Raw genomic sequence first — 24,313 nt, forward strand, 5'->3', positions numbered from 1 at the left:
GGAGGGAAATCGGATGAAGATCATCCGTATTTGCCGATGGGCGTTCGTCCTATTCTTTAGCCTCTCCTCCGTTTTGCTGGCCCAAGAAAAAAATCCAGATCAATTCACTTTGGATCGGGCCATTCAAGAGGCCCTTGAGCGGAATCGTGACTTGGCGGCCGTCAGAAAGAATCGCGAGATTGCCGAGGGAATACTGGTTCAGTCCCGCACCTATCCCTTTAACCCTGAGATTAACTTTGGAATGATGACTGATCAATGGACGAAGAACGAGAATGAAAACACCCGTAGTATTGGCCTCTCCCAGGAAATAGAAATTGCCGGTCAGCGGGGCTTAAGAATTCAGTCGGCGACCCTCGAGCAGGATAGGATTGAACGGGAGGTTCAAAACGCAGAGCGGCTTCTGGTGGCGGAGGTCCAGGCGCTTTTTAATCAACTGCTTCACCTAGAACGAAGGGTTGCCTTCTCCGATGAGGTCATTAACCTAAACCGCCAATTGGTCAAAACAACGGAGGACCGGTTTGACGTCGGGGAGGCGCCGGGGTTGGATGTCAGCATCGCCCAGGTGGAACTGAACAGAACGATCAATGAGAGGACGGGCCTGGAACGGGAAATGGCTGTGCTCCGGGCCCGCTTGAATCGCGTGATGGGGAGGCCTCCTCAGGACAATCTTAAACTGGTCGGCAGCATTGCCTTTCACCCGATCTCCCCGGATTTAGAGGCGCTTCTGCAACTCGCCCGGGAAAATAGGCCCGATTTAATCTCCCTCCAAACCCGGCTCAAACAGGCCGACATTGAAACAACCCTCCAAAAGCGACAGCGGATGACAAACCTTCGGCTCTCTACATTTGTAGAGAAGAGCCGCGGAACGATTGGTGATGCGGCCGGAGCCACCCTTTCAGATCAGGATACGCTGATCGGAATCGGACTCTCTTTCTCCCTCCCTATCTTAAACCAGAGAAAGGGGGAGATCATCGAGGCGAGGGGGATCGCGCATCGGACCGAGCAGGAGAAGGAGGCGCTGGTCCTGCAGGTCGAAGAGGAGGTTCGTCAGGCCTTTTCCAGACTCAGCCTGACCCAAAAAGTTCTTACCCTCTTTGAGACAGGGATCTTGAATCAGAGCCGGGAGAATCTCGATCTGATCCGAGCCGCCTATGAGGTCGGAGAGGTCGGGATCACGACGGTGATCCAGGAGCAGGAGCGTTTTATCCGGACCAATATTTCCTATTTCGACTCCCTTTTTGACTTCCATGTCGCCTTCATCGATCTGGAACAGTCGGTCGGGAAGCGAATCATGGAAGGGATGATGTAAAGGAGAATTCGATGATGATAAAAAAAATTAAAAAAACGCTCTCTTTGGGGCTCCTCCTGTTGTTTCTTCTCGCGCTTTTTTTAGGGGGGCGCTCCTTTTTGAGAGGTAGTGAGACAGTGCCGGGAAAAAGCGACGAGGCGGCTTCCGAAGAGACGCCCTCGGGCGGCACGATGGAGGAGGGAATTCATCTCTCTGCGGAAGCGGCCCAAAACATTGGGCTTCAGATCGAAGAAGTGGCGGTCCGCGCCATCGAAGAGCTGATGACATTTACAGGTGGAATTTCTCCTGAGCCGGATCAGGAGGTCTTTGTGACCTCCCGAATACCCGGAAAGGTCGAGCGGGTTTATGTGAACCTGGGCGAGCCGGTCAAGCAGGGGCAGCTTTTAGCCGAGATTCGAAGCCTCGATTTTGAAAATCTACAAGTGGAGTTTTTTCGGGAACTGACCAACGAGGAGCTTCTCCACATTGATCGGGAGCGGATCAGAAATCTGGTGGAGAAGAAGATCGCGGCATCAAAAGAGCTTGCAAAGGTGGAGTCCGACCATAAGAAGGTTGAAGGTGAAATTAATGGGCTTAAGAATAAGCTTCTCCTTTTAGGTCTCAAAGAGGAGGAAGTCGAAAGACTCGTTCAGACGAAACAATTTATTCCGGTCCTTCCCGTCGTGGCGCCGATCTCGGGTCAGGTGGTCGAGCGGGCCGCCACGGTCGGCGGCACGGTCGATCCTCAGGACAAGATGTTCCATATCATCAACCTCTCCAGGGTGTTGGTGGAGGGGGATATTCCAGAGGACCGGGGGGGAATGATCCGAAAAGGCCAGGAGGTCCGCGTCCGCGTCTCGACCTATCCGGAGGACGCCTTTAGCGGCCGGGTCAATTATATTTCCGATGTGGTCGATCCTCAAAAGCGGACGATTCATCTCTGGAGTGCCGTGCCCAACCCGGACCGGAAATTAAAACCGGGGATGTTTGCCAGAGTGTCGGTGATTACCGAAAAGAAAAATGAGGCCGTCGCCGTTCCGATTCGGGCGATTTTGGAAGAAGGGGCGGAGCGCTTTGTCTTTGTTCAAAACGGAGAGGAATTCATCCGGCAAACGGTGGTCTTGGGGGTCCGCGATGACCGGTATGTTGAGGTGAAAGAGGGGTTGATGCCGGGGGACCAGGTGGTGACCCGTGGAAATCAGCAATTGATGCTGGCCCAGATGTCGGGCGGCTCTACGGGCGGCGGGGATGGGCATACCCACTAAAAGAGGAGGGGACGATGTTTAACAAAATGATCCATTTTTCGCTTCAAAACCGGTTGCTGGTGGTGGCCGGAGTCGCCCTCCTTTTTGTCTATGGCGCCTTTGTTATCATCCGCCTTCCGGTCGATGTCCTTCCCGACATGAACCGGCCGACCGTCACGGTCCTGGTGGAGACCGGGGGATTGGCTCCTGAAGAGGTCGAAACGCTGGTGACTTTTCCGATTGAGACGACTTTAAACGGCGCTCCGGGTGTGACGCGGGTTCGCTCCTCGTCGGCGGTCGGCTTTGCGGTTATTTGGGTCGAGTTTGATTGGGGCACCGATATTTACATCAATCGCCAGATCGTCAACGAGCGGCTTCAGATCGCCGCCGGACGGCTTCCCGAAGGGGTGGGGACGGTCATGGGACCGATCTCTTCCATCATGGGAGAGATCCTCCTGATCGGGATGCGAAGTGAAACAGGAGAAACCCCTCCCATGGAGGTCCGGACTCTGGCCGACTGGGTGGTTCGGCAGCGCCTGCTGACGATCTCCGGTGTGGCGCAAGTGATCCCGATCGGCGGAGAGGTAAAGCAGTATCAGGTCTTAGTCTCTCCTCCGCGTCTGGCGCGCCTTGGGATCTCTCTCTCGGAGGTGGAGCAGGCGGTGAAAGAGGCCCAGAAAAATACCACTGGCGGTTTCCTAGAAAACCCGAACAAAGAGTTTCTGATCCGAAATTTAGGCCGGACTTCGGAGCTTTCCGAGATCGCCAATACGGTGATCACCAATCGCGACCATGTCCCAATTTTAATTCGGGATGTCGCCCAGGTCCAATTCGGTCCCAGAATCAAACGAGGCGATGCCTCGATCAACGGAAGTCCGGCGGTGATCCTCTCGGTCCAGAAGCAGCCGGGAGCCAACACACTCGCCCTCACCCAGGAAATCGAAAAAGCCATGGCAGAGATTCAGGGGACGCTGCCCGGTGACGTGAAGTTGCTCCCTCTTTTCAAGCAGGCCAATTTCATCGAGGCGGCCGTCGCCAATGTGGAGGAGGCACTGCGGGACGGCGCCATCATGGTGGCCATCATCCTCTTTCTCTTCCTGCTCAATTTCAGGACCACATTCATCACCCTGACCGCCATTCCTCTCTCGTTCATCATCACGGCGATTGTGTTCAAATATTTCGGCATCACGATCAACACGATGACTTTAGGGGGACTCGCCGTGGCAATCGGCGAATTGACCGATGATGCCATCGTCGACGTGGAGAATGTCTTCCGGCGACTGAAAGAGAATCGTCACAAAGCCGATCCCGAAAATATTCTAAAGGTGATCTATCAGGCTTCTCTGGAAATCAGAAGCTCCATTGTCTATGCCACCATTTTGGTTATTCTGGTCTTTATTCCCCTGTTTGCCCTGAGCGGGATCGAAGGCCGGCTCTTTGCCCCGTTCGGGATTGCCTACATTACCTCTATCACCGCCTCTCTTTTTGTCTCCTTGACGGTGACCCCGGCCCTTTGCTCCTATCTGTTACCGAAGTCAAAAGCAATGGAGAAAGAGGAATATGGAAGCAGGTTGGTGCAATTCCTAAAAAACCAGGATCGGAAGCTCCTTCATTTTACCCTTCGGCATGCTTACCTCGTGATGGCCGGGGCGGGGGTCCTTTTTCTCTCGGCCGTCGCAATTATCCCCTTTCTGGGACGGGAGTTTCTGCCGGAATTTAATGAAGGGACCGCGACGATCAGCCTCTTAACCGTTCCCGGAACCTCTCTGGAAGAGTCGAACCGGATCGGCTCTTCGGCCGAGCGCCTTCTGATGCAAGTTCCCGAAGTCGTCTCTGTCGGAAGGCGAACCGGGCGCGCAGAGTTGGATGAGCATGCGGAGGGGGTGCATTCCTCCGAAATCGATGTCGATATGAAACGCTCTAAACGTGACCGTTCGGAGATTCTTCAGGACATCCGGGGCCGTCTGGCTCAACTTCCCGGTGTGGTGGCGAATGTGGGCCAGCCGATCTCTCATCGTCTGGACCATCTCCTCTCCGGGGTCCGGGCCCAGATCGCGGTGAAGATTTTCGGGACCGATCTTGATCTGCTGCGCCGGAAGGCCCAGGAGGTCGAGTCCGCGATGCGGACGGTGCCGGGGGTGGTTGATCTTCAAACAGAAAAACAGGTTCTGATCCCTCAGGTGAAGATCAAAATCAAACGGGAGGAAGCGGCGCGCTTCGGGATCAAGACCGGAGAGCTCGCGGAGCTGCTGGAGACCGCCTTTAACGGAAAGGTCGTCTCCGAGGTGTTGGATGGTGTCCGGACATTTGACATCCTGATCCGGTATGAACCGGAGGCCCGGGCCAACCTAACCGCTTTCGAAGACGCTCTGATCGACACCCCCACCGGCGGCAAGGTCCGCCTGGGAACGATTGCGGAGATCCAGGAATCGCTGGGGCCGAACGTGATCAACCGGGAGAATGTTCAAAGACGCATTGTGGTGATGGCCAACGTGGCGGAGCGGGATTTAGGAGCGGTGATCGAAGAGATCCAGAAGAAGGTCGCCTCGCAGGTGTCCTTTCCGCCAGGATTCTTCATCACCTACGGCGGACAGTTCGAAAGCCAGCAGGCGGCCACCCGGATGATCGGCCTTCTCGGCCTCTTCTCCGTCGCGGCGATGTTTCTGGTCCTCTACACCCATTTCAAATCGGCCCGGATCGTCCTTCAGATCCTGATCAACATCCCGCTCGCCTTCATCGGCGGGATGGTTGCCACCTTTTTGACCGGCAGGGTCCTGTCGGTCGCCTCGCTGGTCGGATTCATCGCCTGCATCGGGATCGTCAATCGGAACACGATCATGATGATCTCGCATTACATCCATTTGATCAAAGAAGAAGGAGAGCGATTTGATGAGAAGATGATTGTGCGGGGATCTCTGGAGCGGCTGGTCCCGGTGCTGATGACCGCGCTGACGGCCGGCCTGGCTCTGGTTCCCCTCGTCCTGGCCAAGGGGGAGCCGGGCAAAGAGATCCTCTATCCGGTGGCCACTGTCATCCTGGGGGGGATCATCGTTTCCACCCTTCTCGATATGGCCCTCACCCCGGCGGTCTTCTACAAATTCGGCGGTCCTGCGGTAGAGAAGTTTTTGAAGGAAGAAGGGAAAAAATTAGACACAGTGGAGGAGCGGAATGGCCATGAAGAGATCATGACCCTTTCCCCTCTGGAAGAAAAAGGAGGAAAGGTATGAATAAGCTTTTTACGATCGGTTTTGGAGTGTGGGTGGTCTTAGGGTTGGCAATATCACTTTCTTGGGCCGATGCGGGGCATTCCGGCCCGGAGAAGGAAGCCCCGATGAAAAAAGAGGAACACGCCCATCGGGGACCTCATGGCGGAGAGACGGTTCATAGCGGCGGGTATGAAGTAGAGTTGGCTGTTCGGGGAAGGGATGGCATTCTGGTCTGCCTGGCGGACAAAGATCTTAAACCAGTCGCTTTTCAGCAAAAAGAAGGAAAGGTTTTGTTGCAACTTTCAGACAAGATCAAGAAAGACGTTCCGTTACAACCGAGTAAAGAATCCTCATGTCTGGAAGGAGCCGTCGACCTGAAGGGAATCAGTCGTTTCAAAGCGATCGTCAGTTTGGTCCTGGATGGAAAAAGACAAAACCTGAGATTTCAGTCCGCCGTAGCGCAGTGAACAAGTGGAGGGGCTGAAAGGCGACAGATCTAAGAGAGGGGTCGGCGCAGAAGCTGCCCCCCTCCCATTTGCCATCCAAACCGCTGGAGAGCAGAGACGATCTTAGGACAGTCCGGTGAAAGAAAGTTTTACCTCCGGCTATATAGGACCGGAAGAAAAACCATTTCACAGTATAAGGGGACAACGAATGAAACAGATACTGATTGTCGATGATGATGTCACAGTATTAAGAAGAACGGAAGAGCTCGTAAGCTCATTGGTTGAAGACAAAGGCGCTGTTGAAATCCTTACTGCATCTTTAGGGGTGGAAGCTTTGGGGATAATGAGCTACTCTCGTATTGATTTGCTGATTACAGACTATTCGATGCCCGTTTTGGATGGGCTTGAACTCATCGCTCAACTTCACGATCGGCTTGAGATGAGAAAAGTATTGCTGACTTTCAGTCTGCCTGGAATTCGTGATCGTATGAGAATTGCCGAGGTAGGCGTTGATGAGATCTTTCTCAAACCTGTAGACGAATTTCGCCTCAAGAAGGTATTGCATAGATGTTTATGGACGAGCAGAACCATCAATGAAAGGGGTGTCAGTAACTCCGAGAACAGCAGGAAAAACAGAATCCGACGACGTACCAAATCGGAAAATTGTGCTTATAAACGCATAACTACAACCTAAATGTCAACGCTTCCCGAATGAATCCTGACAAGAAGGCGGACGAAGTCGTGCCGAGGAAAATAGAAAAATAGAGAAGTGGAATGGATATTTAAAGAAAGCCTTTCATAGGGGGCGAAGAGGGTAGCCGTGCCTCACGGCTGGCTGCTAGGAAGAGAGAATAGACATGAGCGGGAAAAATAATGCTCAGAGAGTAATCAACGTTTTAGGAAAGGTACTTCTTATTGGAGTCACTTTTTCAACATTTTCTTCGTGGATTTACGCCGATGAAGGGAAGGGGCAGGGCCACACTGCTCCTCACGGCGGTATTGTCTCGCAGGCGGGTAAATATGATGTGGAGCTCCTGGTCAAAGATAAAGAGGTAATCCTGATTTGTCCGACGCTGAAAGGAAAGCCGGTACCGGTGGTCGATAAGGAGGCCAAACTTTTTGTTCAGCTTCCAGACAACAGGAATCAGTCGGTTCCCCTCACCCCGATCATTTTTGAGAATGCCCCCTGTTTAGAGGGGAGGGTTCATCTGATGGGAGTGGATTCATTTCAAGCAAGCGTTAGCTTGAAGATTGATGGGGAGCGCCGCACGGCTGAGTTTTCTTACACCCAAAAACCGCATCTTGACACGCGGTAGATCAAAAATCTAGACTTAATCATTGAGGAATAGAGATGATGCTCTTCCGAAAATATTCGACCCCTGTTTTTCTGCTCCTCTGGTTTTGGATTTGGGGGATCTGCCCCTGGGATAGCTCCTCGGCGGTCGCCCAGCCCCTGGAGGCAGCCCACGCCCAACATGGCCATCGGTCTGCCGACGATACACACCATGCTTCCAAAGGAACCGAGCATTCCTGTTCCGGATCGATCTCCTATAGTAGCAAGTTGCAAAAAGATCGACCTTATGAGCAGGTTGTTTTGATTCAACACATCTTCCCTTCCACAGATCCTGCCGACTGGCAGCGCCGATCCAATGGTTACCAACAACCACTCTTTGAAAGAAGTACCCTTCCAAAATTGCTGACCGAATATTATCAGCTCTACGCCGTTTACCGAATTTAATACTCCTCACAAAAGATTTCTTTTCTAAAAAATCCTTAGTCAATGAGATCCGTCCGTCTTTTCTCCCATAAGGAGGAGCAGATGTTTTATCTCTTATCGCTCATCTTATCGATTTTAGGTGGGACTACGCTTGCTCTCGGGCAGGCCGAATATCGAAACCTCGACCTGCGTCGACCGATTACGATTGAAGCCACCCGCCCGATTGAATTACAACTGTTGGAGTCTCATGCAGGAAACTCGTCATATCGCCTCAAAAATGCAGGTGGGTGGAAGCCGGTCATGCAAGAAAGCGATGCCACTTCGGTCTGCTTTCAGGAAATGCAAATGGGTAACCGGCCGGAAAGAGAAAGATGGCTTAACCGATATAAAAACTCCTCGTTTTGTCGGGCTAAGTTAGTTCAAGGGAGAGTGTTTCCCAAACAGATATCTAGGTCATTAGCCACTGCAATCTTGCTGCTCTTCCTGGTTGGAACGATGGGTACAGCGGCCCTCCTCTCCGCAGAAAGAATGGAACCTCTTAAGCCATGGATCGGAGCGGTGGTAAGAACAGCTTAAAAGAGAAATCGCATATAACGAGGAAGGCAATTGATCCTAAAGATGTTCATGAAACCCAGAAATTGCTCCTTTAAAACAGAGAGAAGGGGCAGCCGACTAAGATAAGGAGGTAACTTTATGAAAGGCCTGTCTGTACTATTTGTCTCTTTGATATTGATTTGGGTTTTCGCGGAATCAGGATTTTCGCAAAACGCCCTGGTTTCCGGAAATCAGATTGACCGGGAAATATCTTCAGTTCAGATCTTTTCAAATCCAAACGATGTGCCGAGTCTAGTAGAGGATCCAGGAAGCATCACTGGGAAGGTCATAGAAATCGGGCCTGGCGGGCAAATTATCGAAGTGGAGACAAAAAACGGGATAAGGCGTTCCTATCGTATCGATTCCGGTATTCGATTTGAGCACCTCCAGAAGAGGCTGAAGGAGTTCAAGAAGGGAGATACGGTTAGGTTCAGATTGGCCACACGGGGTGTTACCGAAGTGATCACTGAGATTGAAAAGATAGAATAATTCCTTCCGAGCAGGCCATCACGATCTGCGCCTCACAGGCCGATTCTTCAAACGATCACTGAATCGACAATGAGAGCAGAGCAAGCGCTTTTCGGATCTTTTCGAAAACGAGGGAGAAAGGTTCTGATGTTTGAATCAATAAGTAAAGAGGACTTTGGATAAAAACTCAAAAAGGGAGGATACCGATGCGATCCCGAGATTCGAAGAAGGGGCAGTTGTGGGGGATTGTTTTGGCGGCTGGAGAAGGAAGCAGAATGAGGCAATTTATCCGTTATTGGTGTGGGCGGCATTCTCCAAAGCAATATATCGCGTTTAAGGGTCGAAGATCGATGTTACAACACACGTTGCACCGAGTGGAGAAATTGATTCCCCCGGAAAGAACGCTGATTGTGGTCAATCCAAGACATGATCGGGAGATCAAAGCGCAGCTCTCCGGTAGACCTCAAAATACATTGATCTTTCAGCCTTATAATCGGGAAACCGCACCCGGCGTTTTATTGCCTCTGATCTATATTCTTAAATCCGACCCAGAGGCCCGGGTTGCGATCTTTCCCTCCGATCATTTCATATGGGAAGAAGATCAGTTCATGGGATACGTGGAGCTGGCGCATAAGGTGGTCCAGCGCCTTCCCGGCGAAATTGTCTTGCTGGGCGTTCAACCTGAAGGTCCGGAAATAGAATATGGATGGATTGAGCCGACCGAGCCGATCCAGGAAGAATTCGGTCCGGACGTGCGACGGGTCGGACGATTCCTGGAAAAACCAGATACGGAATCGGCTCTTCAGTTTTTTATGAAAGGATATCTCTGGAATACCTTTGTCATCGTGACAAAAGCAAAAACCCTGATAGAGGCCGCTGAGAAACACCTTCCCCATATTTGGAGCCGCTTTGAAAGGATGCTCGCGGCAATCGGCACCGACCGCGAATTGTCCATCATTGAAAGGGAGTATCGTGATATGGAAGCGGTCACGCTTACCCATGGCATTTTCGAGAAAAACTTGACAAACATTGCCGTAGTGCAGGTTCGAGATGTCCTCTGGAGCGATTGGGGATCTGGTGATCGGGTCTTCGCGACCTTAGAGAGAATAGGCAACCGCCGTCGCACCGTAAAGGAGGTACACCATGAAGAATAAGATATTCACTGTGATGACAATCGCATCGATCCTGATTCTGGCCGGGTGCGGTACGACCGTTCGGCCGGGGCAGATGGGCCTCAAGTGGCAGCCCCTCACAAAGGGGCTGAGCAAAGAGCCGGTCAGGGAAGGTTTCTATTCCCACGCTTTTTGGAATGACGTTTTTGTCTACTCAATCCAGTGGCAGAGCTTCACCGAGAAAGTCGATGTGCTGACCAAAGATGACCTGCATATCACTGTGGAGGCGGTGGCAAAGGCCCGGCTTCTTCCGAAGGAGCTCTACCAGCTTCAGTTGGAGGTCGGTCCCGATTTTTACAACACGGTACTAAAGCCGGAATTTCTGACCACGGTCAGGAGCGCACTTGCCGACTACATGATGGTGGAAATTCCGGAGAAGAGTCCCGAGATCGAAGCGAAGGTTCTAGCAGATTTGAGAAGGCGGATCGAGGGAAAGCATCTGGAGGTGAACAACGTCGCCATCAGTCATATCGACTTTCCCGAGGGGGTCCTTCGGGCGATTGAAACCAAACAGGCCAAGGAGCAAGAGAAAATTCAGAAGGTATTTGAGTTGGATATCGCCCGTCAGGATGCAGAGATTGCTCGGGAGAAGGCCAAGGGCGAAGCGGACGCCACCAAAATTCGTGCCTCCGGTCAGGCCGAAGCCCAACGGATTATCGACCAGACCCTGACCTCCCGGTTTTTACAGTTTAAGGCCTTTGATAATCCGAACGCGAAGATTATCTTTGTCCCAATCGACAAACAGGGACTTCCGGTGGTGATCGCCCCCGAGGGAGAATAGATCTGTCTGGAAAGAGAATAATTTCCTGGAAGATACAAAATCATCTGGTCAGGTCCATTGAGAAGGTAAGATACGACTAAGATAAACACAACGAGATGTTTCTCTTAGGAGAGGGAAAAGGCATGTTTAATCAAGAAAGGAGGTGATTTTTATGAAAGGTATTTTCGTGTTTGTTCCTTTGGTTTTGATTTGGGTTCTAGTGGGATCGGGATTTTCACAAACCGCGCCGGTTTCAGGAAAGCAGGTTGATCAGAAAATATCCCCCGATCAGAGCCTTCCAAGTCCAAATGAAGTGCCGGGTCTGGGAATAGAGCGGGGATCCCTCTCGGGGAAGGTCACCGAGATCGGTCCCGGAAAACAAAGTATCGAAGTGGAGACAGGTAGTGGCAAGAGGCGTTCCTATCCTATCGATCCCGGCATTCGATTCGAGCGCCTGCAGAAGACGCTGAGGGATCTTAAGAAAGGAGAGATGGTTAAGCTTGAATTGGCGATACTGGGCGGCACCGAAGTGATCACCGATATAGAGAAGATCGGGTGATTCCTTTTGGTGGACTTCACTCTTTCCAATTACGGGTCGGTCCACCAAAAGTTGTTGAAACCTTCTCCCTCTCCTTAAGAGAGCACTGACCGGATAAAAAGAAATGAGGATAACCTTCGCTCCGTCTCAAAAATATTCCATTCTCCTTTTCCTGATCGTTTGGTTCTGGGTTTGGGGAATCTGTCCGTGGAATAGTTCCGCTCCCGTGGCCCAGGCCATGGAAGCAGCCCAAGCCCAACACGGCCATCAAGAGATGGATGATACCCATCATGCCTCCAAAGGGACAGAGCATTCCTGTTCAGGGTCGATCTTTTATGGTTTTAAATCACGAAACGATCGACCACAGGATCATGTTTCAATTCAGCCTGTTTTTCTTTTGGCAGATCCGGTTGTGCCCATTGTTGAAATAGAATATTTTCTAACCCCCCTTCTTCAAAGAAGGACCCTTCCTAAATTGCTTGCCGAATATTATCAGCTCTACTCGGTTTACCGGATTTAATTCTCCCCTCTGAAATCTAAAGAACAGCTGCGCGAAATCTCGAAAGGTTCAAGATAAAAGGACGGATCTTCTTATCCTGATTGCCTTGAGAATGCTCCTGGTTTGGAGAGAAGTTTTCGAATGGGTTATTTAAAGAAGGGCGCTTCTAAAGATCGGTAGAAAATAGATATTTAGAGAGGGAGGCAAGCTGATGCGGTATCGTCCACTGGGAAAGACCGGGTATTCCGTCTCTGAAATCGGTTTTGGTGGCTGGGGGATCGGAGGGGATATCTGGAAAGGGGGGAACGATCAAGCGTCCCTGAGTGCGCTCCATCTTGCAATTGATCTAGGTCTCAATTTCATCGACACCGCCCTCTCCTATGGAAATGGACATAGCGAGCGGCTGATCGGAAAGTTGGTTTCGCAGCGATCCGAGAGAATTTACGTTGCCACCAAGATTCCCCCCAAGAATTTGGAGTGGCCCGCGAGAAAGAGAGTCCGGCTGAAGGAGGTCTTCCCCAAGGATCATATCATCGCATGCACGGAGATGAGTCTAATGAACCTAGGGGTGGATCGGATCGATCTTCAGCATCTTCACGTCTGGGCGCCTAATTGGATCGACGAGATGGAGTGGCGTGAAACTCTTCAACAACTCAAGAGAGAAGGGAAGATCGCCCATTTCGGCATTTCGATCAATGACCATGAGCCGAACAGTGCTCTGGATGTTGTTGCGGCGGACCTGATCGATACCGTCCAAGTGATTTACAACATTTTCGATCCGAACGCGGCCTTTCCTCTGTTTCGTCTTTGCGAGGAAAAGAATGTCGGTATCATCGTCCGATCCCCTTTTGATGAAGGGGCGCTCACCGGCGCTATTACGCTGGAAACCCATTTCGAGCCCGGAGATTGGAGAGAAGCGTATTTTACACCAAAAAGGAGAAAAGAGATCGTAGCGCGTGTGAAACGCTTGAAGAGTTTGTTGGATGAAGCCGGGGCAAATGATGTTGGAGAGCTGGCTCTTCGTTATTGTCTTTCGCATCCAGCGGTTTCAACGGTCGTCCCCGGAATGAGAAAGACGGAGCATGTTTACCGCAATATTCTAGCTTCTAAGGGAGGAACCCTTTCGAGTGAGGTTCTGGAAAAAATGGCTCCACATGCCTGGCCAAAGAACTTCTACTCTTCCGGTACCCGAAATTATGTGACCCGAATGCTAAAGAAGTGCCTTTCTTACTTTAAGAGATCCACGGAAGACTAAAATGGCGTTTTTTTAAGAACCTGGATAAAAAATTACCATGAATAGATTCTTCTAAAGGTAGGAGTGTTTCATGAAATATGGAGAAGAGCAGTCTCTGGTTGAAAGTAGTTTTAAAAAAGTGATTACCAAGTTATTCGGATGCACCCACCTGGGCGAGCGCTCCCGGCACAATTATCTGATGGATGGCCTCCAATTTATAAACCTTCCGAAGAATGCGGAGGTCCTCAATGCAGGAAGCGCCAATGGCGCGCATTCGTTTTATCTGGCCCGGAGATTCCCCGGATGGCACATCACGGGTATCGATATCGACCCTGAAATGGTAAAACGCTCTCTGAAAATAAACGAGCTGCTCCGCTTCAAAAATGTCGACTTCTTCCAAAAGGATATTGGGGCGCTCGAGGAGAGGGATCGATTTGATCTAGTCTTTAGCATCAGCGTCATGCAATTCATTCAGGATCAGGAACGGGCATTCAGTTCCTTATATAATGTCCTAAAGCCTCACGGGTATTTGATCCTAAACGTTCCGAGCCTGCCGCGGCCGCCCAGACTTTCTTTTTTAGGAAAAGAGAGAGAGCGTTTTCATCAAAGTGAGGTGCTGTCAACAAAAACATACGACAATAACGAGCTATCTCTCCTGGTCGCCAAGGCAGGATTTAAAATTCTAAAACTTTATAATCCGAGCGGTCTGTACGCTCAACTGGCTTGGGAGCTGTCTTCCATATTAGAAGGGAAGGAGAAACGAAGATTGCTCTTTTATCCCTTTCTTCTTTTTTTAATTTACCTGGATAAACTTCAAAAGAACGAAAAACCCTTTCCGGCCGGAACGGACTGCCTTGTGATTGCTCAAAAATAAAAACCAGGTTCTCGCTTTGGAAACCGTAATGGGCTGCACAGTATTGGAATGGCGGAGAGAATAAATGACTTCTTGACAGAGGATGATGTAAAGACCTAAACTTAACTTTATCGAGGTAGAAAATGACGCTCCCCTCTCAGAAATATACAATACCTGTTCTGCTGATTGTTTGGTTTTTCATCTGGGGAATCTGTCCCTGGAACAGCTCCTCCGCCGTCGCCCAACCCGCAGAGGCCGCGCACGCTGCACACGGTCACCATGGGATGGACGACACGCACCATGCTTCCAAAGGGACCGAGCATTCCTGTTCGGGGGCCATCTCCTATAGTCAAAACAACCTGAAGACCGATCAGGCTCTTCTTGCCTCAAGTCCTACTCAAGTCCCTACCTTAACCGATCCGACCGTCAGCTCAAATCAGAACTCCGGGTTTTTCAAGCTTGTTATTGAAAGAAGTACCCTCCCTAAAATAATGACCGAATTTTATCAACTCTACTCCATCTACCGAATTTAAAACCCCTCTCTTAAAATTTGTGATGAGATTTGTGGCATGTCCGCGTCGCCGCTTTTTTCAGGTCGCGTGGATTGGTCACCCTCATCTCTCATTTCTAAATCCGATTCTAAAAAACCGATGAGGGAGGGATGATGTTCCATCTCTTATTCATCTTTGTTGCTGTTGTGGGCATCAGCACATCTGCGTTCGGCCAGGCCGACTATCGCAACCTCGACCCCGGCCGGCCAATCGCAATTGAGGATGCCTATCCAATCGAGTTTCGTGCTTTAGAGGTTCAATTTGGCATCCCCCGGTACAGCCGGGAAGAAGGTGGTAAGGCGCTTTCGTTCGAGCCGGAATTAAAGTGGGGGTTTGCAAAGGACTGGCAGTTCGGGATCAGTGGGGAGAACACGACTCTCCGTGATGGTGGAACAACCAACAGCTTCCGGGACACGCAGCTTCACCTCTTCTATGACCTAAATCAGGAGAGCTTTACGATTCCGGCCATTGCGTTTCGTCCGGAGCTGACCTTTCCGACCGGCGCTTTGGGAAGCGAGAATGTCCACGCGGCCTTAAAGGCCATCGTCAGCAAATCGATCGGAATGAACCGGGTTCATTTAAATGGTTCTTACACAGCGGGTCCCACGGAGGCAACTGGACGGGGCGGGGAACTCGTCAATCGTTATTTCTATGGGATCGCTTACGAGCGGACCTTTCCGATCGAATTCTTGGCACTGCTGGCGGATGTCTATGCCGTCAGACCGATTGCCGGTGGGCCGACCGAGGTGATTGCCGATTTGGGCGCCCGTTATCAATTAACCCCCTTCTGGGTCTTGGATGCGGGGCTCTTTACTGGTTTACGGGAGGGTCCCGATTTCGGGTTCACAGTCGGATTATCTTATGTCTTCTCTTTCCGGGGCCTCTTCCCGAGGTAGGAGAGGACACATTTTTTGAATAGGGGAATTCATCATGAATTACTTAAAACGTTTTGTCGTGATCACGCTGATTATCGCAATCAGCTTCTCTTTTACTTCAATCGGCTTCGCGCGGTTCGAGAAGAAACCGGAATTTGAGAAGCGGGAGAGCATCTTTTATCTGTACGGGAAGTACAACTTTGCCACACGGCGGGTCTACCCGGAATTCAACGCGATGTTGAATATTATCGATATCGGACACGCCCAGCTTGCAGAGCGGCTGGTTTCCGCGAAAAACGAAGAGGAAGCAGTCAAATTAATCGAAGAGGACCTCTTCGAAATGGTCACCAAAATGTTCCTGGGACAAGCGCGTCGTCCCCGTTTCGCACCCTCGGAAGAGACCGTGGCGCCCGAGAGCTCGAAGCTCGCCTGGAAGGTGAACAAGGCCTTTGATTGGACGCACTACCTTCACCGGCAGGTCTACGACATTCTTGCTGATGACCGGGTCAAGGATAAAGATCAGACCATCAAGGAGGCCTTCAACTATTATCGGACGGAGCCCGAGCGGACCTTCCCGCCGAAACTAAAATCAATGGAGCTGATGGAAGGGCAGCCCTTCTCCGGTTACTGGAGAGAGAAATACCCCAAATTCAATGGGGCGATTTGGGCCTACCACTGGTTACAATTGGCCGCCAATGAGGTGCTGATCGAGCCTGATCCCGGTGTCCGCAGACAAAAGGTTGATCTCGCGGTAGAGGAATTTAAACAGATGTTCAGAGATCCCTCCCGTCTTCCGAAACATATGCCGATGGCGCACGAGGTTTCGCCGACCTTTGCTAAACGGTATCCCGAGATTGCAGCCACATTTGATAACCTTCATACCTTCCACGACATCTATATGGACCTGCTGACTCATCCTAAAATTCGGGACAAACGGGATGAAGCCTATCGGCAGCTCGCTTTAATCAGCGACCCGAGTGGCAACTTGGAAACGATGCCCTCTCATCCTTTGCCGCCGATTCCGTTTGATCAACAGCAGCCGCTCCTTCAGACGAACCAAATGGAGCATATGGCGATGATGATGATGCCGACGAAAGAGCAGATGCGATTCTTGACGCTCTCCTCTTTGGAGCGTAAAAAAATAACGGAAAAAATGATGAAGAATATGAACCATGGCGGAATGAAAAATGAGGGGGGAGAACAGAAGATGGACCATGAAAACATGGACCATTCAGGGAAGTGATAGAAGAGCCCACACTCAACATAAGGAGAAAGCCATGACACACACAGCGACTCATCGAATGAGTGAAGAGATGGAACAGTGTATTCAGAACTGCCTGGATTGCTACCGGGTCTGTTTGCAGACGGTCACTTACTGTCTGAAAATGGGCGGAAAACATGCGGCGGCGGAGCATATTCTCCTGCTGCTTGATTGTGCTGAAATCTGCCAGACGTCGGCAAGCTTTATGCTCCGGAATTCCGACCTGCACGGGCAGGCCTGCGCGGTCTGCGCAGAGGTGTGTGAACGCTGCGCAGAGAGCTGCGAGCAGTTCGGCGAAGATATCCAGATGAAGGCTTGCGCCGAAGCCTGCCGCCGTTGCGCGGCTTCTTGCAACCAAATGGCCCGAGCTCAAGGCAAGGCAGCATGAGGAAATCTTAACAATCTTTCGGGGGGTATGCGGCGGTCTGTTCCCTCCTTCGCAGACCGCCGCATAGGCGAGGAAAGGAACAGTGAGATGGGCTATCTAAGGCAAAAGAAAATCTTAAATCGAGGAGAGCTTGAGCGAAGTGAGAGTGCTGTACCATCGCGAGTTGGTTTTCTGGAGCGATGGTTTAAAATCAGTCGTCTTTCCTATCCGGTTCCGCCGCATGCCAGGATGCTCCCCTACACGCTTGGGGGAATCACCTTCGTCGGCTTTCTTCTCCTGTTTGTGAGTGGTCTGATTTTAGGTCAGTTCTACAATCCCGCGCCGGAAAGTGCCTATGAGAGCATCAAGTATGTCGTAAAAGAGGTTCCGGGAGGCACATTCCTTCGTGCCTTTCACTACTGGACGGCGCAGGCGGTGGTCTTCGTCCTTCTTCTGCACATGCTGAGGGTCTTTGTCACCGGGGCCTATAAGGCGCCCCGGCTCTTCACCTGGTATTTTGGTGTGGTCCTTCTGGCAACGACCCTGCTTGGGCCCTATTTTAGTGGGACTGTCTTGAAGTGGGACCAGGAGAGCTTTGAAGCCCTTGCGCATTACCGGGAAGGGCTTCGTTTTTTAGGTCCAATTGGGGAATTTATAGGGTCGGTAGAGGCGGTTCCTCTGAACATCAAACTCTACCTCTCCCACATCTCATTCTTTCCACTTCTTTTAGTTGTTTTGATTCTCGGGCACTTCTATTTGATCAACGTTTTTAATCTCTCGCCGCTTCCGTTCGGAGAAGATTCCGCCCGTGCCCACGTTCCATCCGAGCGAATGACCGGAAAGTTTTTAGAGCATTCCAAAAGTATCGTTCTATACAGCGTGATTTATTACACCCTGGTGACGATCGTCTCCTTGATGATTCCGGCCCCACTCGGCCCCCCAAATTCCGGGGAAGAGGTCGGCTCAAAACCCCCCTGGCCGTTCCTTTGGCTTTATGGCCTTGAGAATCTCACCGGACGGAGCGACACCCTTATTTATGCCACTGGGGTTTTCTTTATTCTACTTATTCTCCTGCCGCTTCTGGACCGGGGTCCGGAGCGAAATCCAATGAAGCGGATTGGGACGATGGCAGGGGGAGCAATCATCCTTCTTCTTATCATCAGCTTCTCCATTTATGCGTTGGTTGCACCGCTGAAAGTCCACCAACATGGAGGGGACGAGGCGCCCCATTCCGATGACGAAGCACATGACGACTCATAGGGTGATTGGTGACGTTATCGACGGAGCAGTGCCGCTTCGAGTACTTCCCTGCAACCTCGCCCATTAGCAGTTAGTAATAAGTGTAACTATAGAAATCAAGAAAGGAGAAGGTCGTGAGAGGATTTACCGGTGGTCTGCAAAGCGGATTCGTTACGACGATCGTGCTTATTCTGTTTTTGGTTTTCGGTGTCACCGTGGTAAAGCAAGAGAAAAAGAAAGACGCAGACGGGATTCTCGAGCCGCCCCCTAAGCAGGCGGATATCAGCAAGAAAGAGCAGCAACAGGATCCTTGTCCGATGAAGACGAATACGCCCACTATTGAGACAGACCACGTAAAAAGTAAAAATCAGGAGGAGAATGCTCATACCACCATTATCGTTCAGGACCCATCTAATTCGAAGCAGCGTCCGGAATTTCAACCTCAGGTAGTAGAGGATGGCAATACCGACACTATATTCTCGAATGATCTTGCAAAGGTCATTGGCTCAGAGAAGAGCGGCGCCGGCATGGCAAATGAAGGGAATTTAAAGGGGCTTTGCTCGGCCGTTACCCAAGGTCTTCATTCTTCAAATTCGGATGCCACGTCGGAGTAGAGTCATCGCGTAAACTGCAGAAACGGTATCCGGAAAATCAAAAAAATCTTGGTCATAATGACAATAGGGTTTGAGATTCTGGAAGTTTTCTCGACGACTATTTACAAAGATATCTCTGGAATACTTTTGTCACCGTGACCGTAGCAGAAACGCTGATAGAGGACGTTGAAAACACCTTCCTCATATTTAGAGCCGGTTTGAAAGGAATACTCGAGGCAATTGGAACGGATCGCGAGTTTTCTACCATTGAGAGGGAGTATCGCGACATGTAGGCGGTCACGCTCTGCTGTGGCATTTTCGAGAAAAACCTGACGAACATCGCGGCGGTGACGGTTCGAGCCATCCTTTGGAGTGATTTAGGATCTGGAGATCGTGTTCTCGCGACCCTAAAGAGAATCGGCAGACTGCCGCTATCCGTCAAAGGAGGTATTCCCATGAAAGTGCCCAAATCAGATCACATAATAACAATAGAAGGAGCGTCCCACAGATCTACGACTGTCAGAAACCACAAACCGCTAACCGCGAGGGAGCGCGAAGTACTTCGTCTGGTCGCCGAAGGGCACAAAAATAAGGAGATTGCCCAGCTGCTCGGCATCTCTGTTAAAACAGTAGAAACTCACCGGGCAAACATCAATAACAAGCTTGCTTTTCGCAATGTAGTCGATTTGATTCGCTATGCCATCCAGAAATTCTCTCTGTTGAGATCTCGGGCAAATAGCACCATCGGGATATTTAAATTGGTATGAATGGAAAAGAGTCTTAAAGTCGCGGTGCCCGTCATTGACAATTAATCGGGAAGATCAGTTTTCGCCACATTTCGGAGACAGAGGTCATACATTGGGTTTGCAGCATCCGGATGATTCTATCTACATTATTTTTATCGTTCTAAGTCAGAAGAAGGCAATATTCTTAAAAGTAATAAAAGAGTGCGGGCACATGGGGTGTCCCACAAAAAGAGGCCTGAGGCCCCTTCGAGCCAGCGCCCGAACCAAAATCACGTTACAACAAGGAGGTCCGGGAAATGCGTATGAAATGGATATCGGAGGTTTTTTTGCTTGTCTTTGTTCTGGTTCAACCGGTTTGGGGAAAAGCGCTGGAGTTGGAGCCCGAGCCAGGAATCACGGAACGTGAAAATGGGCAACCCACTTCTCTTTATGGATATGGCGAAATGCATTTTAATTCCCCGAAGGGGGGGACCAATCAGATGGATTTCCACCGTCTTGTCATCGGGATTTCGCATCAATTTAATAGTTGGATTAGTTTTCATTCGGAGGTCGACCTGGAGCATGGCTTCGCGGAGCCGTATGTAGAATATGCTCATTTGGATTTAGAGCTGAACTCCGCTTTTAATGTTCGGGCCGGCAGCGTCTTGGTGCCGATGGGATTTACCAATGAGTATCACGAGCCGCCTGTTTTCTTTAGTGTTGAGCGACCTTTAGTAGAAAACAGGATCATTCCGACTACCTGGCCGGAGGGAGGGGCCGGTCTCTTTGGAAGTCTACTCCCAGGCCTTCGCTACCGTGTCTATTTGGTTTCAGGGTTGGATGCTCTAGGGGATGAAGATAGAGCTGCGCAGTTTTGCAGAGATGGTTTCACAGCCGGAAGCGGCCTTCGGGGGGGACGATGTAAAGCGGCCGAAAGCTCTTCTGAGGACTTCGCAGTGGTCGGGCGGATTGAATACACAAGTTTCCCTGGGCTGCAATTGGGGATTTCCGGTTATCGGGGAGGAGCCGACCAGGGGAAGATTCCTGGCGCCGATGTAACTGTCACGATGTGGGATGTCGATGCTCATCTGCGATATGCAGGTTTTGATCTCCAGGGACTCTATGTCCGGGCCACCATCGACGATGTGGCGGCGCTGAATGCGGCCAAAGGGTTCACAGGCAGCCAATCCGTTGGAGAACAGTTGTTTGGATGGTATGTCACCTTAGGCTATCATTTGGGCGGTTTGATGCCGTCAGGCCAAGACTTGGTTCCTTTTGTCCGTTATGAGCAGCTCGATACACAGGACAAAGTGCCAGCAGGTTTTTCAAGGAACCTGGCCAATGCCCAGGAGGTCATCACTGCGGGTGTGGCCTATTATCCCCATGAGCGGGTCGCCCTGAAGGGAGACTACCAGACGTTTGATCGCGAAGATGGGACGACCCTCAAGCAATTTAATTTAGGCGTCGGTTGGATGTTCTGACCCCATCAATAATGAGAATGCAATGTATATATGACAACAGGAAGGGGAGGCCGCTTGGCCTCCCCTGAGGTGAGAAGGAAGATTAACTCACCTTTTTAATTCAAGACAATTTGTAGACAGAATGTTACATCAAACAATAAATAAATTAAATTCACAATAAATAAATTAAATTCGTCAAGATAGGAAACGCGCAGGATACATGAAACAGCATCCTGGGACAGCTGTTCGCTATGGATAAATCGCTGCCTGTTTATTAAATTGATGATTTCATCAATGATATATCAACCTTTTACACAACTTATCGATACAATAGAAAGACACAGCAGACGAGCTTTGCTTCGATCGAACTTCCCTGGGTTGCTTGAGATAATGGATCGAATTTGTCCATCGATTATGAGGCCGCAGATTTACAGAGTATTCTTCTCTTCGCTCGTCGAGCGATATCAAGCAAGGAGGATTACCAAATGAAAAACGACCTAATCTCTCGGCGTCAACTGCTGAAGCGCGCCGGGGCGCTTGGAATGTTGGCGGTCCTGGAACGCCTCGCCCCCGCCTACGCTTGGGCGAGGCCGACGGAAGCCGCCCAAACTCCGCAACTGAACGGAAAGGTCATCGACTTGACCATCGCCGAGACGCCGTTCCGTATCGGCGATCGGACCGGGACGGCGCATACGATCAACGGCACGGTGCCGGGCCCGCTCATTCGCCTGCGCGAAGGAGACGAGGTCACGCTGCGCGTGACGAACCGATTAAAGGAGATTGCTTCGATTCACTGGCATGGGATCCTTCTTCCTCCCGAGATGGACGGGGTGCCCGGCGTCAGCTTCGGCGGGATCAAGCCGCGAACGACCTTCACCTACCGCTTTCCCCTCAAGCAGAGCGGCACCTACTGGTATCACAGCCATTCAGGATTTCAAGAACAGTTGGGGGTCTATGGGCCGATGATCATCGATCCGATCGAGTCCGATCCGGTCCGGTACGATCGCGAATATGTGGTAATCCTCTCGGACTGGACCTTTGAGGAGCCGATGAAGATGATGGGGAAGCTCAAGAAGCAGGCGGGCTATTTCAATTTTCAACGGCGGACGATGCGCGAGTTCCTCTCCGACGCGAAGAAAAACGGCTGGCGGGCGACATTCGACGACTATCGGATGTGGGCGCGGATGCGGATGGATCCGACCGATTTCGCCGACATCACCGGCCACGCCTACACCTATTTAATGAACGGTCTGTCGGATAACGCCAACTGGACAGCACTATTCCGTCCAGGCGAGCGAGTCCGTTTACGCTTCATCAACGCTGCCGCGATGTCCATTTTCGATGTGCGCATTCCGGGATTGAAGATGACGGTCGTACAGGCCGACGGTCAAAATGTGCAGCCGGTCGAGGTCGACGAGTTCCGGATCGCGGTGGCGGAGACGTACGATGTGATCGTCGAACCAGAAGAAGACCGCGCATATACCATCTTTGCTGAGTCGATCGACCGCAGCGGCTACACGCGCGGGACACTTGCCCCCAGGCCCGGCATGAATGCGGAGGTCCCGCCGCCCCGTCCGCGTCCACTCCGGACCATGGAAGATATGGGGATGAGCATGGAAGGGATGGATCATGGAAACATGGAGATGCCGGACAAGGAACCGTCCGGCGGCATGAAAGATATGGAACATATGCAGCATGGCGCAAAGGATGAAGCAATGCCGGAGACGCAGCATGACTATGAGATGGAAGAAATGCCGAAAGAACATGGGGAGCACAAGATGGAGGATACGAAGGCCATGCTTGGAATGCGGTCGGAGATCCCCGGAAGCGCCCCGGTCAAGCATGGGCCGGACACACATGGCCCAGGAAACCAGATGGTCCCCGATTTTACGCGCAGCCGATTGGGCGAACCCGGTGCTGGATTGGGAAACGATGGGCGACGGGTGCTTGTCTATACCGATCTGAAGAGCTTGCATCCCTATCCGGATCGACGCCAGCCGGAGCGGGAAATCGAAATTCACATCACGGGTCATATGGAGCGCTTTATCTGGTCATTCGACGGAAAAAAATACTCCGAGGCCAGAGAGCCAATCCATTTTAAGTACGGCGAGCGCCTTCGCTGGACGTTCGTCAATGACACCATGATGGAACATCCGCTGCACCTGCATGGGATGTTTATGGAACTGGAAAACGGAGCGGGTGATTACCTGCCCCGTAAGCACACGGTCAACGTCAAACCCGCCGAGCGCGTCTCGGTGGCGATCACGGCGGATGCCCCAGGGCCCTGGGCGTTTCATTGCCACTTGCTATTTCATATGGAAGCAGGAATGTTCCGCGTCGTCGAGGTCTCAGGCAAAGGAGCGGAGGCGCCGTCATGAAAACCTCCTTGGGCACTCTCATTGTAATGGTTTTGATCTATCTGCTGCATCCGGCACCCTCTCTCGCTGCGACTGCGAACGCATTACCGGAGGACGAAGGCAGCACACCATCCAACCTGATACCCCAGCAGCATTGGCCCAGCCCGGTCGACGATATGGAGCGGTTCACCTTCATCCTTGCAGACGTGCTCGAATACCGTCCGAAAGGAGACCACAGCGACTTCCGGTGGGACATCGAGGGTTGGCACGGGGGCGACTACAAGCGGATCTGGTTTAAGAGCGAAGGCGAGCGCAACACTGCGTTCAAAGCCGATTACGATATCGATTTCCAGTTGCTCTACGGCCGCTTCTTCAGGAAATACTATGATTTTCAGGCTGGCCTTCGTTCCGAAACGCAGACATTCGGAGGGCAAAATGTAACTCGGGTACAGGCCGTGGTGGGAGTAGAAGGACTTGCCCCTTATCGATATGAAGTCGAGTCGGCGCTATTTATCAGCCATCGGGGCGATTTGTCGGTGCGTTTCACAATTACAAAAAATTTTCTTTTAACGCAGCGGGTCGTCTTTCAGCCGCGTCTTGAATCCCACGCTGCGGTGCAAAGAGTCGCGCGGTTTACGACCGGTAGAGGCCTGAACAACATCGAGTTCGGACTGCGTCTGCGATATGAAATCCGGCGCGAGCTCGCCCCTTACATCGGCGTCTCGTTCGACCGAAGCTTCTCCGGCACTGCCGACCTCGTGCGGCAAGAAGGGGGCGACCCACGCCAGGTTCGCTTTGCCGCGGGCGTGCGGATGTGGTTCTAAACCTTTCGGAAAGGATCTGTTTGATCCCTTTTCATTTTAAGC

General features: G+C 51.4%; 23 protein-coding genes and 1 pseudogene. All 24 read left to right on the plus strand.

The annotated features are described in order from the left end of the window. Nucleotides 1-13: 13 nt before the first annotated feature. Complete coding sequence (locus MCM46_15870; protein ID MCG3113293.1) at nt 14-1,309, plus strand: TolC family protein; 1,296 nt, start codon at nt 14-16, stop codon at nt 1,307-1,309. Between the two features lie 11 nt (nt 1,310-1,320). Further along, the gene (locus tag MCM46_15875; GenBank protein ID MCG3113294.1) at nt 1,321-2,553 is read left to right on the plus strand and encodes an efflux RND transporter periplasmic adaptor subunit; all 1,233 of its coding nucleotides are present in this window, start codon (nt 1,321-1,323) and stop codon (nt 2,551-2,553) included. Between the two features lie 14 nt (nt 2,554-2,567). Beyond that, nucleotides 2,568-5,759, plus strand: a complete 3,192-nt coding sequence (locus tag MCM46_15880) for an efflux RND transporter permease subunit (protein MCG3113295.1) — start codon at nt 2,568-2,570, stop codon at nt 5,757-5,759. Between the two features lie 104 nt (nt 5,760-5,863). After that, the gene (locus tag MCM46_15885) at nt 5,864-6,205 is read left to right on the plus strand and encodes a hypothetical protein (protein MCG3113296.1); all 342 of its coding nucleotides are present in this window, start codon (nt 5,864-5,866) and stop codon (nt 6,203-6,205) included. A gap of 187 nt (nt 6,206-6,392) precedes the next feature. Continuing rightward, nucleotides 6,393-6,878 carry a response regulator gene (locus tag MCM46_15890; GenBank protein MCG3113297.1) on the plus strand — a complete coding sequence of 162 codons (486 nt, stop codon included), beginning with the start codon at nt 6,393-6,395 and terminating at the stop codon, nt 6,876-6,878. A 163-nt stretch (nt 6,879-7,041) separates the two neighbouring features. Continuing rightward, entirely contained in the window at nt 7,042-7,500 is a 459-nt protein-coding gene (locus MCM46_15895; GenBank protein ID MCG3113298.1) for a hypothetical protein, read from the plus strand. Between the two features lie 35 nt (nt 7,501-7,535). After that, nucleotides 7,536-7,922: a hypothetical protein gene (locus tag MCM46_15900; GenBank protein ID MCG3113299.1), complete on the plus strand. Its 387-nt coding sequence runs from the start codon at nt 7,536-7,538 to the stop codon at nt 7,920-7,922. Between the two features lie 81 nt (nt 7,923-8,003). Continuing rightward, nucleotides 8,004-8,477, plus strand: a complete 474-nt coding sequence (locus MCM46_15905; protein ID MCG3113300.1) for a hypothetical protein — start codon at nt 8,004-8,006, stop codon at nt 8,475-8,477. A 117-nt stretch (nt 8,478-8,594) separates the two neighbouring features. Continuing rightward, a complete protein-coding gene (locus tag MCM46_15910; GenBank protein MCG3113301.1) occupies nt 8,595-8,984 on the plus strand; it encodes a hypothetical protein in 390 nt (129 codons plus the stop codon). A gap of 254 nt (nt 8,985-9,238) precedes the next feature. Further along, entirely contained in the window at nt 9,239-10,117 is an 879-nt protein-coding gene (locus tag MCM46_15915; GenBank protein MCG3113302.1) for a hypothetical protein, read from the plus strand. Then, nucleotides 10,107-10,916, plus strand: coding sequence for a prohibitin family protein (locus tag MCM46_15920; protein MCG3113303.1), 810 nt, complete (start codon nt 10,107-10,109; stop codon nt 10,914-10,916). The genes MCM46_15915 and MCM46_15920 overlap by 11 nt, the downstream gene beginning before the upstream one ends. 151 nt (nt 10,917-11,067) lie before the next feature. Further along, the gene (locus tag MCM46_15925; GenBank protein MCG3113304.1) at nt 11,068-11,454 is read left to right on the plus strand and encodes a hypothetical protein; all 387 of its coding nucleotides are present in this window, start codon (nt 11,068-11,070) and stop codon (nt 11,452-11,454) included. 205 nt (nt 11,455-11,659) lie between these two features. After that, on the plus strand, nt 11,660-11,953 hold the full coding sequence (locus MCM46_15930; protein ID MCG3113305.1) for a hypothetical protein: 294 nt from the start codon (nt 11,660-11,662) through the stop codon (nt 11,951-11,953). A gap of 190 nt (nt 11,954-12,143) precedes the next feature. Beyond that, nucleotides 12,144-13,187, plus strand: coding sequence for an aldo/keto reductase (locus MCM46_15935; protein MCG3113306.1), 1,044 nt, complete (start codon nt 12,144-12,146; stop codon nt 13,185-13,187). 70 nt (nt 13,188-13,257) lie between these two features. Then, on the plus strand, nt 13,258-14,040 hold the full coding sequence (locus MCM46_15940) for a class I SAM-dependent methyltransferase (GenBank protein ID MCG3113307.1): 783 nt from the start codon (nt 13,258-13,260) through the stop codon (nt 14,038-14,040). Between the two features lie 640 nt (nt 14,041-14,680). Beyond that, nucleotides 14,681-15,466, plus strand: coding sequence for a hypothetical protein (locus tag MCM46_15945; GenBank protein ID MCG3113308.1), 786 nt, complete (start codon nt 14,681-14,683; stop codon nt 15,464-15,466). A 34-nt stretch (nt 15,467-15,500) separates the two neighbouring features. Then, complete coding sequence (locus MCM46_15950) at nt 15,501-16,688, plus strand: hypothetical protein (protein MCG3113309.1); 1,188 nt, start codon at nt 15,501-15,503, stop codon at nt 16,686-16,688. Between the two features lie 34 nt (nt 16,689-16,722). Next, nucleotides 16,723-17,094: a four-helix bundle copper-binding protein gene (locus tag MCM46_15955; GenBank protein MCG3113310.1), complete on the plus strand. Its 372-nt coding sequence runs from the start codon at nt 16,723-16,725 to the stop codon at nt 17,092-17,094. Nucleotides 17,095-17,181: 87 nt separating this feature from the next. Beyond that, nucleotides 17,182-18,333, plus strand: coding sequence for a cytochrome b N-terminal domain-containing protein (locus MCM46_15960; GenBank protein MCG3113311.1), 1,152 nt, complete (start codon nt 17,182-17,184; stop codon nt 18,331-18,333). A gap of 113 nt (nt 18,334-18,446) precedes the next feature. Continuing rightward, the gene (locus MCM46_15965) at nt 18,447-18,926 is read left to right on the plus strand and encodes a hypothetical protein (protein ID MCG3113312.1); all 480 of its coding nucleotides are present in this window, start codon (nt 18,447-18,449) and stop codon (nt 18,924-18,926) included. Nucleotides 18,927-19,441: 515 nt separating this feature from the next. Next, nucleotides 19,442-19,672: pseudogene (locus MCM46_15970) on the plus strand (helix-turn-helix transcriptional regulator). Nucleotides 19,673-19,953: 281 nt separating this feature from the next. After that, nucleotides 19,954-21,111, plus strand: coding sequence for an OprO/OprP family phosphate-selective porin (locus tag MCM46_15975; GenBank protein MCG3113313.1), 1,158 nt, complete (start codon nt 19,954-19,956; stop codon nt 21,109-21,111). Nucleotides 21,112-21,575: 464 nt separating this feature from the next. Beyond that, on the plus strand, nt 21,576-23,468 hold the full coding sequence (locus MCM46_15980; GenBank protein ID MCG3113314.1) for a copper resistance system multicopper oxidase: 1,893 nt from the start codon (nt 21,576-21,578) through the stop codon (nt 23,466-23,468). After that, nucleotides 23,465-24,271 carry a copper resistance protein B gene (locus tag MCM46_15985; GenBank protein MCG3113315.1) on the plus strand — a complete coding sequence of 269 codons (807 nt, stop codon included), beginning with the start codon at nt 23,465-23,467 and terminating at the stop codon, nt 24,269-24,271. The genes MCM46_15980 and MCM46_15985 overlap by 4 nt, the downstream gene beginning before the upstream one ends. Nucleotides 24,272-24,313: the final 42 nt, after the last annotated feature.

The sequence above is a fragment of the Candidatus Manganitrophus morganii genome, assembly GCA_021651055.1.
GTDB lineage: Bacteria > Nitrospirota > Nitrospiria > SBBL01 > Manganitrophaceae > Manganitrophus > Manganitrophus morganii.

What these genes read in the sequence shown, in the direction of transcription:
- MCM46_15980 (MCG3113314.1), top strand. Translation starts at nt 21,576, where the DNA reads ATGAAAAACGACCTAATCTCTCGGCGTCAACTGCTGAAGCGCGCCGGG.
- MCM46_15880 (MCG3113295.1), top strand. Translation starts at nt 2,568, where the DNA reads ATGTTTAACAAAATGATCCATTTTTCGCTTCAAAACCGGTTGCTGGTG.
- MCM46_15875 (MCG3113294.1), top strand. Translation starts at nt 1,321, where the DNA reads ATGATGATAAAAAAAATTAAAAAAACGCTCTCTTTGGGGCTCCTCCTG.
- MCM46_15895 (MCG3113298.1), top strand. Translation starts at nt 7,042, where the DNA reads ATGAGCGGGAAAAATAATGCTCAGAGAGTAATCAACGTTTTAGGAAAG.
- MCM46_15950 (MCG3113309.1), top strand. Translation starts at nt 15,501, where the DNA reads ATGAATTACTTAAAACGTTTTGTCGTGATCACGCTGATTATCGCAATC.
- MCM46_15945 (MCG3113308.1), top strand. Translation starts at nt 14,681, where the DNA reads ATGATGTTCCATCTCTTATTCATCTTTGTTGCTGTTGTGGGCATCAGC.
- MCM46_15960 (MCG3113311.1), top strand. Translation starts at nt 17,182, where the DNA reads ATGGGCTATCTAAGGCAAAAGAAAATCTTAAATCGAGGAGAGCTTGAG.
- MCM46_15885 (MCG3113296.1), top strand. Translation starts at nt 5,864, where the DNA reads ATGAAAAAAGAGGAACACGCCCATCGGGGACCTCATGGCGGAGAGACG.
- MCM46_15915 (MCG3113302.1), top strand. Translation starts at nt 9,239, where the DNA reads ATGAGGCAATTTATCCGTTATTGGTGTGGGCGGCATTCTCCAAAGCAA.
- MCM46_15920 (MCG3113303.1), top strand. Translation starts at nt 10,107, where the DNA reads ATGAAGAATAAGATATTCACTGTGATGACAATCGCATCGATCCTGATT.
- MCM46_15905 (MCG3113300.1), top strand. Translation starts at nt 8,004, where the DNA reads ATGTTTTATCTCTTATCGCTCATCTTATCGATTTTAGGTGGGACTACG.
- MCM46_15925 (MCG3113304.1), top strand. Translation starts at nt 11,068, where the DNA reads ATGAAAGGTATTTTCGTGTTTGTTCCTTTGGTTTTGATTTGGGTTCTA.
- MCM46_15900 (MCG3113299.1), top strand. Translation starts at nt 7,536, where the DNA reads ATGATGCTCTTCCGAAAATATTCGACCCCTGTTTTTCTGCTCCTCTGG.
- MCM46_15890 (MCG3113297.1), top strand. Translation starts at nt 6,393, where the DNA reads ATGAAACAGATACTGATTGTCGATGATGATGTCACAGTATTAAGAAGA.
- MCM46_15940 (MCG3113307.1), top strand. Translation starts at nt 13,258, where the DNA reads ATGAAATATGGAGAAGAGCAGTCTCTGGTTGAAAGTAGTTTTAAAAAA.
- MCM46_15910 (MCG3113301.1), top strand. Translation starts at nt 8,595, where the DNA reads ATGAAAGGCCTGTCTGTACTATTTGTCTCTTTGATATTGATTTGGGTT.
- MCM46_15955 (MCG3113310.1), top strand. Translation starts at nt 16,723, where the DNA reads ATGACACACACAGCGACTCATCGAATGAGTGAAGAGATGGAACAGTGT.
- MCM46_15935 (MCG3113306.1), top strand. Translation starts at nt 12,144, where the DNA reads ATGCGGTATCGTCCACTGGGAAAGACCGGGTATTCCGTCTCTGAAATC.
- MCM46_15870 (MCG3113293.1), top strand. Translation starts at nt 14, where the DNA reads ATGAAGATCATCCGTATTTGCCGATGGGCGTTCGTCCTATTCTTTAGC.
- MCM46_15985 (MCG3113315.1), top strand. Translation starts at nt 23,465, where the DNA reads ATGAAAACCTCCTTGGGCACTCTCATTGTAATGGTTTTGATCTATCTG.
- MCM46_15975 (MCG3113313.1), top strand. Translation starts at nt 19,954, where the DNA reads ATGAAATGGATATCGGAGGTTTTTTTGCTTGTCTTTGTTCTGGTTCAA.